Raw genomic sequence first — 17,591 nt, 5'->3', positions numbered from 1 at the left:
CTGAGCGAGCCTTCACAAGGAATCGGTCGAGTGCGGCGTTGAACTGTGCTGGCCGTTCCAGGTTGGGCAGGTGGCCGGCGCCATCGATGACGGCCAGGGTCGCGTCCGGGATCCGCCCAGCCATCAGCTCCGCCTCGGCGACCGGTGTGAATTCGTCTTCGCTGCCCACCACAACCAGCGTCGGTACGGCGATTTTCGTTAGCATTTCAACATAGTCCGGCCGTTCGGCGCGGCCCACCAGGGCCGCCGCGGCGCCGGCCGGCGAGGTGCTTTTCATCATTCCCAGCACCTGCTCGGCGACCGCCGGCAAAGCCCCGATGTTCGCCGGCGCCATCATTTTCGGCAGCACCTGGGTCGCGTACGGCTCCATGCCCTCGGCCAGCACCCGGGCCGCGGTGTCCCGGCGCACCTGGCGAGCCGCCTCGTCGTCGGCTCGAGCGGACGAGTCCGCGATCAGCAGCCCAGCCAGTCGCCGCGCGTACAACCGGTGGAACTCCAACACGATCTGCCCACCCATCGACAATCCGCCGAGCAGCACCCGGTCGACGCCGAGGTGGTCGAGCAGATCACGCAGGTCCGTCGCGAAGACGTCCAGCGTTGTTTTGCCGGTGGTGACGGGACTTTCCCCGTAGCCGCGCAGATCCGGGGTGATCACCCGGAAGCCGCGTTCGGTCAGCCACCGCACCTGGGGCCGCCACATCGACCGGTTGAAGGGGTGCCCATGCACCAGCAGCACCGGCTGGCCGGCGCCTTCATCGTCGTACGCCATCTCCATCGCTGTCGTTCCCCTTACGCTGCCCTGCGCGCCGCTGGCCTTGACGATTCGATGCTACGAAGCGAATGATCTAAGTGCAATGAAAACATTGCACTCGGAGCAATAGGGAGACGGGCAGATGGAGGACTTCCGGGCCATCGCGGACGCGGTGGCCCACGACATCGCGACCGGTCGACTCACCGCCGGCGACCGGTTGCCGCCGCAACGCGAGTTCGCCCGCCGCCGCGGGATCGCGGGTTCCACTGCCGCCCGGGTATATGCCGAGCTGGTACGCCGTGGGCTGACGGTCGGCGAGGTCGGCCGCGGCACGTACGTACGAGCGACCCCGCCGACTGTGGAACCAGCCCTCGCCGAGCCACGAACCTTCGCCGAGCTCGGCACGGCCCGCGTCGACCTGGAACTGAACTTTCCGGTGGTGCCGGGCCAGGCCGAGCTGCTCGCTCGGAGCATGCAGAAATTGCTCCGAGGCGGCCTGCTGGAGGACGCGCTGAGACCGGTCGGCGCGGCCGGTACGCCAGCGGCCCGGCAGGCGGCGGCCGTGGCGCTGGCCCGGACCGGTTGGGCGCCCGACCCGCGGCAGCTGCTGTTCGCCGGCAACGGCCGGCAGGCGATCGCCGGCACCATCGCGGCGTTGGTGCCGGCCGGCGAGCGGCTCGGTGTCGAGGCTTTCACTTACCCGGTAGTGAAAGGCGTCGCCGCCCGGCTCGGCGTGACGCTGGTTCCGCTGGCAATGGACGACGACGGGGTGGTGCCGGCAGCACTGGCGCAGGCGCCGGTACGGGCCGTCTACCTGCAGCCCACGCTGCACAACCCGCTGGGCGTCACGATGTCCCAGCGGCGGCGCGAGGACATCGCGAAAGTCTTGGAAGACAAAGAAATTTATGCGATCGAGGACAGCATCTACGGCTTCCTGCGCAAAGATTCGACCCCCATCGCCGCGCTCGCTCCACAGTGGACGGTAGTGGTGGACAGCCTGTCCAAGCGGCTGGCACCCGGCCTGACCGTGGGATTTTGCATTCCACCAGCCACTTTGGTAGACCGGATCGGCACCGCGCTGCGGTCCGGCGGCTGGACGGCCGCGCATTTCGCGTTGGCCGCGACGACCCATTGGATGGCCGACGGGACGCTCGCGACCGTTGAGGAATCCAAGCGTACGGAGGCAAAGCGCCGGCAGGAAATAGTGGCCACCACGCTCGCCGATTTCACCGTACGGGCCGATCCGCGGGCGTACCACTGCTGGTGGGAGCTGCCCGAGCCGTGGCGCGCGGACACCTTCGTGGCGGCCGCGGCGCGCCGAGGCATCGCGGTCAGCCCGGGCGCGATCTTCGCGGTCGGTGTCGGCCAGGCACCGCATGCCGTACGACTGGCCCTCGCCGCGCCGCCGGTCGCGGATCTCGCCGCTGCCCTGGAAAGCCTGGCGGCGCTGGCCCGCGACACCCCGGACGGCGGTGTTGAATAGGGGCAAACCTTCAGTGGGGAGCCATCGTGGATCGGGAAGAGCGCAAGGAATTCGTCCGCGGCCATCGCACCGCCGTCTACGGATTCGGCCGCAAGGAACACGGACCGGCGATGTCGGTCGTCTATTACGTGATGGACGGCGACGACATCCTGGTCTGGACGATGGCCGACCGCGGCAAGGCGAAGGCCGCCCATCGCACCGGGACCGCTTCGCTTTGCGTCCTCGACGAAAAATGGCCGGTGACCTATGTGGACGTCTACTGTACGACCACCGTCGAGGACGATCTGGATGCCGCGATCGACGTCGGCATGAAGATCATGGAAGTGATGGCCGGTCAGCCGATCGGCGACGAGAAACGGCCCGAGATGATCCGGATGTGCACCGAGGAACACCGCGTGGTGGTACGCCTCAAGCCGTACATGACCTTCGAAACCCCACCTCGGCACGTGCACCAGCCCGACGACATGGACACCCTCACGCACTGGGTGGGCGAGTCACTGCCCTGGTAACCTCTGTATCGCTAAAAGAACGCCCTTGACTGGGCCAGGACGGCACCATATTGTCTGCCAACAATCGATTTCCCACGGCTGGTGGACTGAGGATCTGATGACAGCTGGCGGCAAGGCCCACCGTACGATCCGCTTCTCTTTGGTAGCCGTGGTGGCGGCGGTCTCGGTGCTGGCGGCGACGGCCCCGGGTTACCCGGACACCGCGACGACGCCGCCGCTCTACCTCGGGCTGGACAGCTATCTGCACTGGGACAAACTGCCGTATCTGGAGCTCGGTGACCGGGTCGGCGGCCAGTCCAGCGCGGATCCGGGCGGCAGCAACACCGACAACGTGAACACCTTCGGTCCGTCGCCCTTGGGCGGTCGGGTGCTGCTGGATCAGGCCGGACCGGGGGTCGTCACTTTCATGCGCTCACAAGAGGAAATCGGCGGGCCGTGGGCCATTCGCAACCCGCTCTTCCTGGCGCCGGTGAAGCCGGCCGACCTCGGTCAGACCAACCCGACAACCTCGCCGGCGAGCAAGTTCCCGTATCCGCTGTCGTTCACCACCGGACAGAGCCAGGGCAGCAGCATCGTCGCCACGTCGATTCCGTACGCGAGCACCATGCAATACATGTCCTCGGCCGCGAACGGCAATTTCTACGCGATGTACCGGAAACTGCCGGTCGATGTGCCACTGCCCACCCAAACGGACGCGACCGCGAGCCAAGTGGCCACACTACTAAAGTCCGCGGGCACGGACATCGCGCCACAGAACATCCCGACGCAGCAAGGCAGTGTGGCGTTGCCGACCGCGAACGCACCTGTACAGGTGGCCAGCATCGACGGCCCCAGTCAGCTGAGGGCGATCAAGTTTCATGTTCCGTACGGTCAGAAAGTACGGTTCGGCAACTCCCGCCTGCAGATTTACTGGGACGGCGAAACGACTCCCAGCGTCGACGCACCGATCAAATACCTGACCGGCGACGGCGCTGGCGTGTACCAACCCGCTGGGCGGCAACTGGTCGCTGGCCTGCCCGCGAACATCACCAGCGACGGCTCGACGTACATGGACTACAGCCTCTACTGGCCGATGCCTTTTGGCTCCAACGCCCGGATCGTGGTCGTCCCCAGCGCGGCGATGGATCCGGTCAGCTGGTCGGTCCGGTACGAGCCGTTCACCGATCCGCTGAGCTGGGTGGGAAAGTTCCACGCGAACTACGTCGACGTGCCCAACCCGACCGCAGGTCAGGACATGACTTTCCTGGACTACCAAGGAAGCGGAAAGCTGGTCGGCACGGTCATCAACTTCGGTTCGATCGGCGCCACTCTGGAAGGTGACCCGCACATTTACCTGGACGGCAGCAAGACGCCACAGATCGCGGTGACCGGCACCGAGGAATGGGGCATGGGCGGCGATTACTGGCACAATGGCGTCCAAACGTCGTTGCCGATGGCCGGGCTTCCCAGCTCTACCAACAATCCGGCGGGGTCGGACATCGACGGCGCCGCCGAATACCGTTTCCTGATATCGGACAGCATTCCGTTCAACAACCACCTCACGGTGAACTGGGAACACGGTGTGGTGAACGACAATGCCCAGCGTTACAAGGCGACCATGCTCTGGTACGGGACACCCACGCCGACCGCCGTACGCACCGATCAGGTCTCGCCTGGCTCCCCCGGATATCAGTCACCCAGCGATCAGCTCTCGTCGCTGACCGCCGCGTACGAGCAGACCGTCCAGAGTCCGCTGATCACGAACACAGTGGCTCAAATGACCACCAGCAGCACCCTCACGATGGCGATCAACAGCGCGAATGCCGGCGCGTACCTGCGGCGTACGTTGAATTCCTGCGTCCCGAACCAGCGCGCGAACGTCTTCGTCGACGGTCAGCCGGCCGGCACCTGGTACAACGCCGGAGTGTCCCGCAAGACCGGCTACGACGGTCACGACCGGTGCTGGCGAGACGACGACTTCCCGCTCCCGAAGTCACTCACCGCGGGCAAGACGTCGATCACCATCAGGCTCGACAACGACACGCTCAATCAACCGAGCCGCATCTGGACCGCGTCGACCTACCAGCTGTTCTCGTTCGGCTAGAACGCCCGAATCGAGGCCGAGCCACCGCGATCAAGTCAGCGCGAGGGCGGTCGGGTCAATGTCGAAGAGATCGCGCAGCGCGGTCTCGCCGGCCGGGGTGAGTCGTACGGCCCGATCGCTGCCGATTCGCCGGACCCAGCTCTTTTCCTGGAAAATCAAGCAAATCTGTGCGCCGGCGAGGCCGGCGAGGTGGGACCGGCGCTCGGTCCAGTCCAAGCAGGCCCTGGCGATCGGGCGGCGGTGGGACCGCAACGCGGTGCGGTCCGCGCCGAGGGTGCCGGTCAGCCAGGACAAGCCCTCGTCGGTGAGCGCGAAACCGGCGCTCTGGTCGAGCAGGCCAGCCGAGGTCATGCCGTCCGCGATAGCCACTCCGAGCCGGCCGGCGAGGTGGTCGTAGCAGGTACGACCGCGGGCCAGCGCGGCCCGCGCGGTGACGGCCTTCAGTGTCCCGGTCGGCTCCGGCACCGGTCCGACGTACGAGGCGAGCGTCTCCACCAGCTCGGCGGCCGGTGAGCCGGCCAGCTGCACGTACCGGTGCCGGCCCTGCCGCCGCTCGACCAGCAGGCCGCCGCCGATGAGCCGGTCCAGGTGTTCGCTGGTGGTCGACGGCGCGACCTTCGCGTGCTTGGCCAGCTCGGTCGCCGTCCAGGCCCGGCCGTCCAGCAACGCCAGACAGAACGCGGCCCGGGTCCGGTCGGCCAGCAGCCCGGCCAACCCGGCCACCTCCGCACTCCTTGCAGTCATGACCCCATTCTCACCCCGGGACAGTTCGGCCGCCGCCGAACGAATCCGCGAGCCCGAGGAAGGCCGCCATCTCGGCGGTGGCGTGTTCGAAGAACTCGTCGGTGGGGTCGACAGTGCCGACGAACTGGCCGGTCAGCTCGAAGCTGATCATCCCGAACAACTGCGTCCAGACGATCACCGCGCGCGCCAGCACGGCGTCCGGCAGCTCCGGCGCGACCACGCTGAGCTGCCCGAACTGCCCGGACAGCCGACTGGACATCGCCGGCGCGTCGGCCGGCACTACCAGCCGGCCGGCCGCCCAGGCGTCCCGCAGCACTGCGAACAGCACGAACGCGCCGCGGCCGGCCGGCGCGATGGTCTCCGGCGGAGCCTGATAGCCGGGGATCGCGGAGCCGTAAATCAGCGCGTACTCCCCCGAGTGCTCGCGGGCCCAGCGCCGGATCGCCCGGCACACCGCCCGCCACCGCTGCGCCGAACCGGCCGGCCCATCAGGAACAGTCTCGGCGGCCTCGCCAATGGCGTTGTACGCGTCGATGATGAGGGCCGTCAGCAGGTCGTCCCGGCTGGGGAAATACCGGTAGAGCGCGGACGACACCAGGCCGAGCTCGCGGGCCACCCCACGCAGCGACAGTCGGTCGGCGCCGTCGGCAGCGAGCTGGCGGCGGGCCTCTTCCTTGATCTCCCGCGTCAACTCGATACGCGCGCGCTCGCGGGCCGTCTGACTGGCGTTCATGCGTCTCAGTGTGACACGAAGCAGAGCAGTGCACAAATACAAGAGCACTGCTCTTGACAGGCTGTACGCGCTAGTGTTCACTGATCTCAGACGAGAGCGCTGCTCTCCAAAATCGAGGAGACGACATGAACGACACCGCGCCGCGCTACGTGAAGCCGGAGGCCAAGGACATGTGGATTCACCGGATCCTGAGCACCACGCTCAAGCTCGGCATCACGATGCGCGGAATGAAACTGCTCTACGTACGCGGACGCAAGAGCGGCGAACTGCGTACGGCCGTGGTCGGCCCGCTGCGGCACGAGGGCCAGCTCTACTTGGTGGCTCCGCGCGGCAACACCCAGTGGGTCCGCAACCTGCGGGCCGCCGGCGAGGGCCAGCTGCGGCTCGGTTTCAAGACCGAAGAGTTCACCGCGACCGAGCTCGCGGACGCCGAGAAGCCGCCCGTCCTGCGGCCATACCTGAAGATCTGGAAAGAGGACACCGGCTTCTTCAACAACACCGATCACCAGGCCCCGGAAGCCCGGCTGCTGGAAATCGCTCCGAACCACCCGGTCTTTCGGATCGAGATCGCCCAGAGGTGACAGGTGTCTCACCCGTTTGCGGGGCACCAGCCCAGGGCATTCAATGAGCGCACGGATCCGTCCCCCGCTCGGAGGGTGCTCGCCATGGCAGACTTACGTGCCGGCCGGAAACGGGTCGTGGTGATCGGGGCGGGATTCGCCGGCTACCACTGTCTTCGTACGCTCGAACGCCAGTTGCCGGCGGACGTGGCCGAGCTGGTGGTGGTGAGCCCGACCGACTACATGCTCTACATCCCGCTGCTGCCCGAGGTGGCCGGCGGGGTGCTGGAGCCGCGGCAGGTCGCCGTGCCGCTGCGGGTCAAACTGCCGCGGACCCGGCTGCAGTTGGGCATGGTCACCGCCATCGACCTGGCCGGGCGCCACCTCACCGTCGTCAACGACGAGGGCCACGCGGTCGAGCTGGCCTTCGACCACCTGGTGATCACTTCCGGCAGCGTCACCCGACTGCTGTCCATCCCGGGGGTCGCCGACTACGCCAAGGGTTTCAAGTCCGTCGCCGAGGCCATTTACCTGCGCGACCACATTCTGCGACAGCTGGAATATGCCGACCTCGCCGAAACCGAGGAAGAGCGGACTGCGCGCATGACATTCGTGGTGGTCGGCGCCGGCTACACGGGCACCGAGCTGGTCGCCCAAGGCCAGCAACTGACCAAGCAAGCGACCAAAAAACGGCGAGGTCGGCCGGCCACCGCGGCCCGCTGGGTGTTGGTCGACACGGCGTCCCGGGTGCTGCCCGGGCTGTCCGAGCGCCTTGCCGGACCAGCGCTGAAAGTGCTGCGAAACCGCGGTGTGGACGTACGGCTGGAAACCAGCGTCTCGAAGGTCACCGCGACATCGGTGAGTCTGACCGACGGCTCGGAAATCCCCACCCGCACGGTCGCGTGGTGTGTGGGCGTACGACCCGACCCGCTCGTCGAACCGCTCGGGCTGCCGACCACCAAGGGACGGCTGAACACCGACGAATTCCTTGCGGTGCCAGGATTCCCGGACGTGTGGGCAGCCGGCGACGTGGCCGCCGTGCCGGACCTGACCAGGCCCGGCGAGATCACCGCCATGACCGCGCAGCACGCCCAGCGTCAAGGCGTCGCGCTGGCCCACAACATCGCCGCCGCTTTCGGCCGCGGCACCGCGAAGGCGTACAAACACAGCGATCTGGGTTTCGTGGTGGACCTCGCCGGCCTTCAGGCGGTCGCCGATCCGCTGCACATCCCGCTCAGCGGTTTCCCGGCCAAGGTGGTGGCTCGCGGCTATCACCTGCTGGCACTGCCGGCGAACCGGCTGCGAGTGGCCACCAGTTGGCTCACCGACCTGCTCGCGCGCCGGCAACTGGTGCACTTCGGTGTCATCCCGGAGTCCGGCGTGAGCCTCGCCGAAGCCGACGAACGACCAACTGTCACCTCCTGACCAGGTCCTATCGCCACGTCCGATTTCCGCCAGCCAAGCCAGCCGTCCCGACCGAGAATAGGAGATGTTCAAGAAGTATCACGGAAAGGACGGACCGATGACGGTCTACACCACGGCGAGCAGCCCGGCCGGCGACCTGCTGTTGGTCGGCGAGCAGTCCGCGACCGGCCTGCGGTTGACCGCTGTTTCTTTTGCTGGCAAGAACATTCAGCCTGACTGGGAACACGACCCAGCGGCTTTCGAGAAGGTGACCCGGCAGCTCGCGGAGTATTTCGCCGGCGACCGGCAGGCCTTCGAACTCGACTGCGCCGAGTCCGGCACGGAATTCCAGCGCCGGGTCTGGGCAGCGCTGGAAACCATTCCGTACGGCCAAACCGTGACCTACGGCTGGGTGACCGCACAGGTCGGCGCACCCCGCGAGCGGGTTCGCGCGGTGGCGGCCGCGATCGGCGCGAACCCGCTGCTGGTCGTACGCCCGTGCCACCGAGTGATCGGGGCAGACGGCTCGTTGACCGGCTATGCGGCTGGGTTGGAACGCAAGGAATTCCTGCTCACCCTCGAGGGAGCGCTGCAGCCGCAGCTGGGACTGTGATGGTCGACCGCGTGCACGCGGCGGACTGGCCCGCAATCGAAACCGAGCTGAACTCGTACGGTTGCGGGCCGGTCGGCCGGATCCTCACTTCCCAGCAGTGCCGGCAAATCTCCCGAATGTACGATCACGCGGACCATTTCCGGTCGACCATTGACATGGCCCGATATCGTTTCGGCTCCGGGCAGTACCGGTATTTCGACTACCCGCTGCCCGACCTGGTTTCCGAGCTGCGGCACGCTTTCTACCCGTACTTACTGCCGATTGCCCGCGACTGGGCGGAAAAGCTCCACAAGCCGGCGCCCTGGCCGGACGACCTGGACGAGTGGCTGGCGATGTGCCATGCCGCCGGCCAACCTCGGTCCACGCCGATCCTGTTGCGTTATCGCGAAAACGACTGGAACGCGCTGCATCGCGATCTCTACGGTGACCTGGTTTTCCCGCTGCAGGTGGTGATCGGCCTGGACCGGCCCGGCCTGGACCACACCGGCGGCGAGTTCCTGCTGCTCGAACAGCGGCCGCGGGCCCAGTCCCGGGGCACCGCGACCGTCCTGGAACAGGGCCACGCGCTGGTCTTCACCACCCGCGACCGCCCCGTCCAGTCCGTCCGCGGCTGGTCGACCGCGCCCGTACGACACGGCGTGAGCACCGTCCGTTCCGGCGTCCGGCACACCCTCGGCCTGGTCTTTCACGACGCCGCCTGACCAGCGGGCTTTGTCGCGCGCCTCAGTCGGTGCCGACCCGAGTGACCACGCCTCGTACGAACGCGGCCTGACCTGCGTGTTCGGTGTTGTCGTTGACCACGCTGATCAGCCGGACCGCGAGCGTCACCGGCGGTTCCCAGGCGGTGTCGACCACCCGTGGCAGGTCAGCGTCAGTCAGGGTCTTGACGTACCGGATCGTCTGCTCGTGGACGGCATCGTAATAGCCGGTGAGCACGTCGCCGGACTTGACTCGTACGGCACCGACATCGTCACCACCATGCCCATAGCCGGTCGCCTCGGGCGCGAACGGCAACCCGAAACGCTCCATCCAGCCCTTCGCGGTCCATACCTGTTCGCCGCCGATGAGCTCGGCCAAGTGGTCGTCCTGCACTCGGCTGAGGTGCCAGACCAGCCAGCCGATCGAGTTCGCGTCCGGGTCCACTCGATACTGGAGCTCTTGCGGGTTAAGCCCGTCCACCGCGCGATGCACGGCGTCCCGTACTCGCTCGAAAGCGTCGACAAGAAGGTCTGCGCTGGTCACTTGCGGTCCTCTCGGTTTGTCAGCCCGGTTCTGCACAATCGGATTCCGATTGTGCAGAACCAGGGCGTCAGCCGCCGCATTCCGGAGCGGCCTGCGTCAGTCGAGTAGCGCTACGACCGTACCGGCGCCGACCGTATGACCACCCTCCCGGATCGCGAAGCCGAGCCGCTCGTCCATCGCCACCGGCTGGCCCAGCTCCACCACCACGTCGGCGGTGTCGCCCGGCATGACCATCTCGTCCACCTCGATCGCGCCCGGCACATCGCCGGTGCGGAAGTGGAACTGCGGCTGGTAGTTGCTGAAGAACGGCTTGTTGCGACCGCCCTCCTGCGCCGACAGTGCGTAAACCTGCGCACGGAACCGGCGATGCGGACGGACGCTGCCCGGCAGGCACACGACCTGACCGCGCTGCACCTCGTGCCGCTTCACCCCGCGCAGCAGCAGCGCCGCGTTGTCACCGGCCTGGACCTCCTCCAGCGACTTGCCGAAGGTCTCCATCCCGGCGCACACCGCCGTCAGCGTCGGCGCGAACCCGACCACGTCGACCGGCGAGCCGACCCGCAGCACGCCCCGCTCGACCGCACCGGTCACCACCGTGCCGCGACCGGTGATCGTCAGGACGTTCTCGATCGGCATCAGGAACGGCTCGTCGAGACGCCGCGGCGGCTCCGGTACGTGCTGGTCGACGGCCTCCAGCAGGTCGACAATGCTCCTGCTCCAGACCGGGTCGCCGGCCAGCGCACGCAGGGCCGAGACGCGTACGACCGGAACCGCGTCGCCGTCGAACCCGTACTGCGTGAGCAGCTCCCGGACCTCCAGCTCAACCAGGTCCAGCAGCTCCGGGTCCTGCGCCACATCGGCCTTGTTGATCGCGACCACCAGGTGCGGCACGCCGATCCGCCGCGCCAGCACCACGTGCTCCCGAGTCTGCGGCATGCTGCCCTCCTGCGCCGAAACCACCAGAATCGCGCCGTCCAGCTGCGCCGCCCCGGTGATCATGTTCTTCACGTAGTCGGCGTGGCCCGGCATGTCGACGTGCGCGTAGTGACGCGTCGCCGTCTCGTACTCGATGTGCGCGATGGTGATCGTGATCCCCCGCGCCACCTCCTCCGGCGCCCGGTCGATCCCGTCGAAAGCCACGAACTTGGTGGCTCCGCCGTCCTGCTCGGACAGCACCTTGGTGATGGCCGCGGTCAGCGTCGTCTTCCCGTGGTCGACGTGTCCCATCGTGCCGATGTTGACGTGCGGTTTGGTCCGCACGTACTGCTCCTTGCTCATGATGTCCTCGAAATTGCCGTTTTTTTTGGCAGCCAAAGAAGACGCGTGCCCGAAGCCACTCGAGCCGCGCCAGAACCAGTCAGGCGTACGGAATTTCACTGCGAAAGCCTGGGAGCCAACCCTCCCCCGGTGGTCCTCCGATGCGGAGGAGGGTCAGCCTCGGGCGCCGTCGAACAACGCGTCCGGCAAGACCGACGCAGCGGCCACCGAGCCCGGCAGGCAGCAGCCTGCGGGCACACCGATGACGACCGTCGCGAACATGAGAGGAAGTTTGGCACCTGTACGTCGAAAACGCCAGCGCCTTTTGTGCTGCCCGTTGGGCGGTCAGCTCACCGGCACAACCGGCGCCGCCGGATCCGGCGTGTAGCCGAGGGTCTGCGCGAGTGGTCCGACCAGTCGCCAGGTGGCCGCGATCCGCTCCGGCTTCCAGTCCGCCCAGCGCAGGGTGGACCGGTCGTGAATGGCACCGGTGCCGCGGATCTTGTGGTCTTCCATCCCGAGGTGATGCGGCGCGGTGAACACCTGACTGAGCAGGTCCTCCGGCATATTTTCGCCAAGGAAGTCGAAAATCGACCCCACGGTCGAATCCGGCCGGCTGACCACGTCCTCATATCGTACGACGTGCGAGATTTCCGGATGCTCGTGCCGAAAAAGCTCGATCGACTCGTTGACCTCGGTCCAGTAGCGAGCCCAACTGTACGGCCCGGCACCGAAACTGCGGCTGATCCGGTCGGTTTCCGGGTCGGCGTCGACCCCGACCCGCTGGTCGAAAAACTCCACCAGCGAGGTCATCGTGTCGAACGGATGCCGCTCGACGAAAAGGAAAAGCACCTCACCGGCGAAGATCTCCCGAATGAAGGGCAGAATGCGATAGTAGTTGGGCGTCTTGTCGGCCCATCGCCTTTTTCCGCTGCGAGCCGCGTATTTTCCCATGATCGACTCGACCAGCTGGGCGAGCTCCGCCGAACCCTGCTCGCTGGTGACCCCCAGAGTAGCCAGCGCGAACCGCAGCTGCGGGTATCTGGAGAACTCGTAAAGCCCGCCCATCAGCTTCGTCTCCGGCGCACAGGCGATGGCCGGGTGGGTGTCGAGAATGAACCGCATCAACGTGGTGCCGGACCGGTGGCAGCCCACCACGAAAATCGGCCACTCGCTCCTGGGTCGACGTGCTGTTCCTGCCAGGTTTTCCGGGCTCATCGCGAACACACCCCTCTATGGATTCGGGCGGACAGCATCACCTTCGCGCGCCCAACGTAGCCGAGCCCGCCGCGCCTGCCCCAGCCGCCCGGCAGGGAGCTGGGTTCGGCCTTGTTTCGCCTGGCTTTCGTCGAGAGCAGGGTTTCGTCCCGCACTCGACGTCGAGAGTGGGGTTTTGTTCCGCACTCGACAGGGACGACACTTTCGCGCCGGAGCGGCCCGCCTTTCGCGGAGGTAACGGAACGGCGCGATTCCGTCACCTCCGCTCGGTGGTTAGCCGCGTTCGATGAGGTGGCCGACGACCTCGGGGCCGGGGTGCCAGGCACCGGAGCCGTCCCGGCGCGGGTTCGCCTCGGGGAGCTCGATCGGGTCGCCCTTGCTGCTCGCGCCGGCTGGCCGTGGGCCGATCCAGGCGACCACCAGGCCGTTCTCGCCCTTCAGGAAGCGGTGTGATCTTACGCCGCCGGTGGCCCGGCCTTTCGCTGGATATTCCGCGAAAGGCGTGACTTTCACACTGGTCCCGGTGGCTGTGATGACCATCGGTTCACCGTGCTCGGTGTCGTCCGTACGAATAGCCGCGAAAAACATTGCCCGCTGGCCAGCGGCGAGGTTGATGCCGGCCATGCCGCCGCCTTTGAGGCCCTGTGGACGTACGAGCGAAGCGGAGAAACGCAGGAGTGACGCGTCGGACGACACGAATGCCAGGGTTTCCTCGGCATCGGTCAGCCAGGTCGCGCCAACGACCTCGTCGCCCTCTTTCAGGCCGATAACCTCGAACTCGTCCGATCGCACCGGCCAGTCCGGCGCGCACACCTTGACCGCGCCAAACCGGGTGCCCAGCGCCAGTCCCGGCGAGCTGCCGTTGTCCTCGTTGAGCGGCGCGATGCCCACCACCGTCTCGTCTTTTTCCAGCGGCACAACCTCACGCACCGGCATGCCGCCACGCAACGACACCACGCCGGCTTGTTCCGGCAGCACCGGCAACGGCAGGACATCGGTCTTGAATGCCCGGCCGCGGTTCGTGACGATGAGAATTTGTCCGCGTGCGGTCGAATGTACGACGGCGGTGACGGCATCGTGCTTGGTCCGCCCGCTGCGACGGCGGGCCTCGGCGACCTCTTCGGACTCCGCCGCCGTACGAGCCAACAGCCCGGTCGCGGACAGCACCACCTGGCACGGATCGTCGGCCACTTCCAGCGGGCCAGCCGGTTTGGACGCGGCCAGCACCTCCTTGAGGTCACCGTCGATCAGCGAGGTCCGCCGCTCGGTCGGAAAGTCCTTGGCGACCTGCGCCAACTCGTTCGACACGAGCTTCTTGAGCACGGCCTCGTCGTCGAGAATCTTTGCCAGTTCGGCGATTTCCTCGCGCAACTTGGCGTGCTCGTTTTCCAGCTCCAGCTTGTCGTATTTGGTGAGCCTGCGCAGCGGTGTGTCCAGAATGTACGTGGCCTGCACCTCGGACAGCCTGAACTGTTTCATCAAACCGTCTTTGGCGGCCTGCGCGTTGTCGCTGGACCGGATCAACCGGATGACCTTGTCGATGTCGAGCAGTGCCTTCAGCAGGCCCTCGACCAGGTGCAGCCGCTCTTCCCGTTTGCGCTTGCGGTAAGCCGTCCGCCGGGTGACCACCTCGTAGCGGTGGTTGAGAAAAACTTCCAGCAGTGGCTTCAGGCCGAGCGTTTGCGGCTGACCGTCCACCAAAACCAGATTGTTGATGCCAAAAGACTGCTCCATCGGCGTCAGCCGGTAAAGGTCCGCCAGCAGTGCCTGCGGGTTGACACCAACCTTGCACTCAATCACCAACCGCGTGCCGTTTTCACGGTCTGTCAGGTCTTTTACGTCCGCGATGCCGACCAGCCGCTTGGATTTCGTGACCTCGTCGGTAATCCGCTCGATGATCTTTTCCGGGCCGACGCCATACGGCAGCTCGGTGATCGTGATCGCCTGCCGACCACGACTGCCTTCCAGTGGCCCGGTCTCGACTTTTGCCCGCATGCGTACCACACCGCGACCGGTCTCGTACGCCTTGCGCACCTCGTCGAGACCGAGCAGCATGCCACCGGTCGGCAAATCGGGGCCTGGCACGAATTCCATCAGCTTGTCGAGTGTCGCGGTCGGATGGGTGATCAGCCACCGCGCGGCCGCGATCACCTCACCCATGTTGTGCGGGATCATGTTGGTCGCCATCCCGACCGCGATCCCGGACGAGCCATTCACCAACAGGTTGGGAAAAGCCGCCGGCAACACGGTCGGCTGCATCAGCGAGCCGTCGTAGTTCGGATATTCGTCAACGGTGTCTTCGCCGAGCTCGCCCACCAACAGCATCGCTTCGGCCGACAGCCGCGCCTCGGTATACCGACTGGCGGCCGGGCCATCGTCGGGACTGCCGAAGTTCCCATGTCCGTCGATCAGCGGAACATTCAGCGAAAAGTCCTGCGCGAGCCGTACCAACGCGTCATAAATAGCCGTGTCGCCGTGTGGATGATACTTGCCCATGCAGTCGCCGACGACTCGGGAGGATTTCACGTACGCATGCGTCGGCCGGTAGCCGTTCTCGATCATGGAGAACAAAATCCGGCGATGGACTGGCTTCAGTCCATCACGTGCGTCAGGCAGCGCCCGCGAATGGATGACCGAATACGCGTACTCGAGATACGAGTCCTCCATCTCGGTCTTGACCGGGATTTCGTAGACGTTCGCGCCAGCCTGGTCGAACGCCGACGGATCGATCTTGGTTCCAGCGGCTTTACGGCGTGCCATCGCTCAGTGCTCCCCTTGACCTTTCGTACGCTCAGATGTCGATCGCTTCGCGGTCCACCCGCGCCGAGGACTCGACCAGCCAGACCCGGCGTGGCTCGACTTTTTCGCCCATCAGCAGCTCAAGAGCGGCGTCGGCGGCCTCGACGTCCTCAAGGGTGATCCGCCGGACCGACCGGGTGGACGGGTTCATCGTGGTGTCCCACAGCTCCTCCGCGTCCATCTCACCGAGTCCTTTGAATCGCGGCACCGGCCGGACGATCTGTTTGCCGGCGTTTTCCAACTCGGCGACCTTCTGCTCCATTTCCCGCTGAGTGAAGGTAAAATGGGTTTCCGCGTTCCGGCCCTTGGTGACGACCTTGTGCAGCGGCGGCATCGCCGCAAACAGTCGGCCGTCCTCGATCACCGGCCGCATGTACTTCGCGAAAAGCGTGATCAGCAGCGTACGGATATGGGAGCCGTCCACATCCGCGTCGGCCATCAGAATGACCCGGCCGTAACGCATCGTGCTCAGGTCGAAGGTCCGCCCACTGCCGGAGCCGAGCACCTGCACAATCGAGGCTATTTCCGCGTTTTTCAGCGTGTCGCCCAGACTTGCCTTCTGCACGTTCAATATCTTGCCCCGAAGCGGCAAAAGCGCCTGATATTCAGAAACTCTGGCCATTCTGGCCGAGCCCAACGCCGAGTCGCCCTCCACCAGGAACAGCTCGCTGCGGGAAATGCCGGTGGTCCGGCAGTCGACCAGCTTCGGTGGCATCGCGGCACCTTCGAGTGCCGTTTTCCGCCGGGCCGCGTCCTTCTGTTGTTTCTGGACCAGCCTCACGCGGGAGGCGTCGACGACCTTCTGGAGGACGATTTTGGCTTCGGTCTTGGTTTTGCGGGCTTCGGTCCAGGCTTTGAGCTGGCCCTCGACGACACCCAAGATGACCTTGGTGATGCCGGTGGTGGACAGCTCGTCCTTGGTCTGCGAAGTGAACTGCGGCTCCGGGATCCGGACGTGGATGACGGCGGTCATGCCCTCCAGCACGTCGTCCAGGGTCGGCATGTCCTCTTTGGGCTTGAGCAGGCCACGCGTCTTGGAGATCGCTTCCTGGATCGCTTTCACCACGGCCCGGTCAAAACCTCGCCGATGGGTGCCGCCGTGCACGTTGCGGATCGTATTGGTGAAGCACTCGACCGTACGCTCGTAGCCGGTGCCCCAGCGCAGCGCGACCTCCACCTCGGCCTGACGCTCCACATTGGACCGCATGACCCCTTCGGCGTCGGCGGCATTCTCCTTGTATGTCCCGTCGCCGACGATCAGCAGCGTGCCGGAAACCGGCTTTTCGTCAGCGGGGGCCAGAAAGTCCACCATGTCGGACAGACCGCTCGGGTAGTGGAAGGTCTCCTCACCAATCGTGCCGTCGGTGGCGTGCTTCAACACATACGTGACGCCGGGCACCAAAAACGCGGTGTTCCGCAGTTTCGCCCTTACCGCGTCAACGTCGAGTGCGGCATTGGCCTCGAAGTAACGTGAGTCGTACCAGTAACGGATGGACGTGCCGGAAGACTCGCCGCGCTTCATCCGGCCCTGCACGTTCAGGCCGGACTTGGGGGTGAACTTCGCGTCCTTGCCAGGCCCGTCGAACACACCCGGCGCACCGTGCTTGAACGACATCTGGTGGACCTTGGCATCCTGGCGCACCGTCACGTCGAACCGGTGCGACAGCGCGTTGACCGCGGACGCGCCGACCCCGTGCAGACCACCGGAGGCCTTGTAAGCCGAGCCACCGAACTTGCCGCCCGCGTGTAGTCGAGTGAGCACCAGCTCGACGCCGGACAGACCGGACTTCGCGTGCACTCCGGTCGGAATGCCGCGACCGTCGTCGTCGACCTGGATGCTGCCGTCGGCGTGCAGCGTGACGACCACCTTGCTGGCGTGACCGCCCACACCCTCGTCCGTGGAGTTGTCCACCACCTCGGTGAGCAGATGGTTGATGCCCCGGCTGTCGGTGGAGCCGATATACATCCCGGGTCGCTTGCGGACCGCTTCCAGACCTTCCAGATGGGTCAGGTCATCGGCCCCATAGAGGATCTCGGCGGTGGCAGTCACAGGGTCTTTCTCCCAGGTCATAAGGCAAGCACAGACAGGTGGTCTGGGCACCGGCACAGGGCGCGAGCCAACGGTCCACCGTAAGGGGAGACTAGTCGTGCGCCCCGACAACCCCGCGCATCTGGACCGTGTTTCCCCGCACTGT

Annotated in this window: 14 protein-coding genes and 1 pseudogene; 7 read left to right on the top strand and 8 right to left on the bottom strand. The window is 66.1% G+C overall.

What is annotated here, in order from left to right; genetic code table 11:
* Positions 1-19: 19 nt before the first annotated feature.
* A pseudogene (locus ABD301_RS11965) lies at positions 20-769 on the bottom strand (alpha/beta fold hydrolase); the annotation flags it as partial.
* 124 nt (positions 770-893) lie between these two features.
* On the opposite strand from ABD301_RS11965, the gene ABD301_RS11960 reads away from it, so the two are divergent.
* The 3 genes from ABD301_RS11960 (at position 894) to ABD301_RS11950 (ending at position 4,826) form a co-directional block, all read left to right on the top strand.
* Positions 894-2,234 (top strand): aminotransferase-like domain-containing protein, encoded by a 1,341-nt coding sequence (locus ABD301_RS11960; protein ID WP_344309821.1) that lies wholly within the window; start codon positions 894-896, stop codon positions 2,232-2,234.
* Positions 2,235-2,260: 26 nt separating this feature from the next.
* On the top strand, positions 2,261-2,743 hold the full coding sequence (locus ABD301_RS11955) for a pyridoxamine 5'-phosphate oxidase family protein (RefSeq protein WP_279581841.1): 483 nt from the start codon (positions 2,261-2,263) through the stop codon (positions 2,741-2,743).
* Positions 2,744-2,840: 97 nt separating this feature from the next.
* Positions 2,841-4,826, top strand: a complete 1,986-nt coding sequence (locus ABD301_RS11950) for a DUF2961 domain-containing protein (RefSeq protein WP_344309815.1) — start codon at positions 2,841-2,843, stop codon at positions 4,824-4,826.
* 30 nt (positions 4,827-4,856) lie between these two features.
* Here ABD301_RS11950 and ABD301_RS11945 read toward each other — a convergent pair whose 3' ends face one another.
* Together ABD301_RS11945 and ABD301_RS11940 are read right to left on the bottom strand one after the other, a co-directional pair.
* Positions 4,857-5,570 carry an ArsR/SmtB family transcription factor gene (locus ABD301_RS11945; protein WP_344309813.1) on the bottom strand — a complete coding sequence of 238 codons (714 nt, stop codon included), beginning with the start codon at positions 5,568-5,570 and terminating at the stop codon, positions 4,857-4,859.
* 10 nt (positions 5,571-5,580) lie between these two features.
* The gene (locus ABD301_RS11940) at positions 5,581-6,303 is read right to left on the bottom strand and encodes a TetR/AcrR family transcriptional regulator (protein ID WP_344309811.1); all 723 of its coding nucleotides are present in this window, start codon (positions 6,301-6,303) and stop codon (positions 5,581-5,583) included.
* A 125-nt stretch (positions 6,304-6,428) separates the two neighbouring features.
* Between ABD301_RS11940 and ABD301_RS11935 the strand changes: the two genes are divergently transcribed.
* The 4 genes from ABD301_RS11935 (at position 6,429) to ABD301_RS11920 (ending at position 9,581) form a co-directional block, all read left to right on the top strand.
* The gene (locus tag ABD301_RS11935) at positions 6,429-6,884 is read left to right on the top strand and encodes a nitroreductase family deazaflavin-dependent oxidoreductase (protein ID WP_344309809.1); all 456 of its coding nucleotides are present in this window, start codon (positions 6,429-6,431) and stop codon (positions 6,882-6,884) included.
* Between the two features lie 84 nt (positions 6,885-6,968).
* Positions 6,969-8,288: an NAD(P)/FAD-dependent oxidoreductase gene (locus ABD301_RS11930; RefSeq protein WP_344309807.1), complete on the top strand. Its 1,320-nt coding sequence runs from the start codon at positions 6,969-6,971 to the stop codon at positions 8,286-8,288.
* A 97-nt stretch (positions 8,289-8,385) separates the two neighbouring features.
* Positions 8,386-8,880, top strand: coding sequence for a methylated-DNA--[protein]-cysteine S-methyltransferase (locus ABD301_RS11925; protein ID WP_344309805.1), 495 nt, complete (start codon positions 8,386-8,388; stop codon positions 8,878-8,880).
* On the top strand, positions 8,880-9,581 hold the full coding sequence (locus ABD301_RS11920; RefSeq protein ID WP_344310027.1) for a 2OG-Fe(II) oxygenase: 702 nt from the start codon (positions 8,880-8,882) through the stop codon (positions 9,579-9,581). Before ABD301_RS11925 ends, ABD301_RS11920 begins: the two co-directional genes overlap by 1 nt.
* Before the next feature lie 22 nt (positions 9,582-9,603).
* On the opposite strand, the gene ABD301_RS11915 is transcribed toward ABD301_RS11920, so the two are convergent.
* The 5 genes from ABD301_RS11915 to ABD301_RS11895 all read right to left on the bottom strand — a co-directional run bounded on the left by ABD301_RS11915 (position 9,604) and on the right by ABD301_RS11895 (position 17,446).
* Positions 9,604-10,122 carry a mycothiol transferase gene (locus tag ABD301_RS11915; protein ID WP_163572992.1) on the bottom strand — a complete coding sequence of 173 codons (519 nt, stop codon included), beginning with the start codon at positions 10,120-10,122 and terminating at the stop codon, positions 9,604-9,606.
* Between the two features lie 96 nt (positions 10,123-10,218).
* Positions 10,219-11,400: an elongation factor Tu gene (gene tuf, locus ABD301_RS11910; RefSeq protein WP_344309803.1), complete on the bottom strand. Its 1,182-nt coding sequence runs from the start codon at positions 11,398-11,400 to the stop codon at positions 10,219-10,221.
* 324 nt (positions 11,401-11,724) lie between these two features.
* Entirely contained in the window at positions 11,725-12,597 is an 873-nt protein-coding gene (locus ABD301_RS11905) for a sulfotransferase family protein (RefSeq protein WP_344309801.1), read from the bottom strand.
* A gap of 273 nt (positions 12,598-12,870) precedes the next feature.
* A complete protein-coding gene (locus tag ABD301_RS11900; protein WP_344309799.1) occupies positions 12,871-15,357 on the bottom strand; it encodes a DNA gyrase/topoisomerase IV subunit A in 2,487 nt (828 codons plus the stop codon).
* A gap of 31 nt (positions 15,358-15,388) precedes the next feature.
* Positions 15,389-17,446: a DNA gyrase/topoisomerase IV subunit B gene (locus ABD301_RS11895; RefSeq protein WP_344309797.1), complete on the bottom strand. Its 2,058-nt coding sequence runs from the start codon at positions 17,444-17,446 to the stop codon at positions 15,389-15,391.
* Positions 17,447-17,591 lie beyond the last annotated feature (145 nt).

This window comes from Fodinicola feengrottensis, from assembly GCF_039530045.1.
Classification (GTDB): Bacteria; Actinomycetota; Actinomycetes; order Mycobacteriales; family HKI-0501; genus Fodinicola; species Fodinicola feengrottensis.
This window is presented reverse-complemented; position numbering and strand designations above follow the sequence as displayed.

Coding starts and splice junctions, on each gene's coding strand:
- ABD301_RS11960 (WP_344309821.1), top strand. CDS start 894: ATGGAGGACTTCCGGGCCATCGCGGACGCGGTGGCCCACGACATCGCG.
- ABD301_RS11950 (WP_344309815.1), top strand. CDS start 2,841: ATGACAGCTGGCGGCAAGGCCCACCGTACGATCCGCTTCTCTTTGGTA.
- ABD301_RS11945 (WP_344309813.1), bottom strand. CDS start 5,570: ATGACTGCAAGGAGTGCGGAGGTGGCCGGGTTGGCCGGGCTGCTGGCC.
- ABD301_RS11940 (WP_344309811.1), bottom strand. CDS start 6,303: ATGAACGCCAGTCAGACGGCCCGCGAGCGCGCGCGTATCGAGTTGACG.
- ABD301_RS11935 (WP_344309809.1), top strand. CDS start 6,429: ATGAACGACACCGCGCCGCGCTACGTGAAGCCGGAGGCCAAGGACATG.
- ABD301_RS11930 (WP_344309807.1), top strand. CDS start 6,969: ATGGCAGACTTACGTGCCGGCCGGAAACGGGTCGTGGTGATCGGGGCG.
- ABD301_RS11925 (WP_344309805.1), top strand. CDS start 8,386: ATGACGGTCTACACCACGGCGAGCAGCCCGGCCGGCGACCTGCTGTTG.
- ABD301_RS11920 (WP_344310027.1), top strand. CDS start 8,880: ATGGTCGACCGCGTGCACGCGGCGGACTGGCCCGCAATCGAAACCGAG.
- tuf (WP_344309803.1), bottom strand. CDS start 11,400: ATGAGCAAGGAGCAGTACGTGCGGACCAAACCGCACGTCAACATCGGC.
- ABD301_RS11905 (WP_344309801.1), bottom strand. CDS start 12,597: ATGAGCCCGGAAAACCTGGCAGGAACAGCACGTCGACCCAGGAGCGAG.
- ABD301_RS11900 (WP_344309799.1), bottom strand. CDS start 15,357: ATGGCACGCCGTAAAGCCGCTGGAACCAAGATCGATCCGTCGGCGTTC.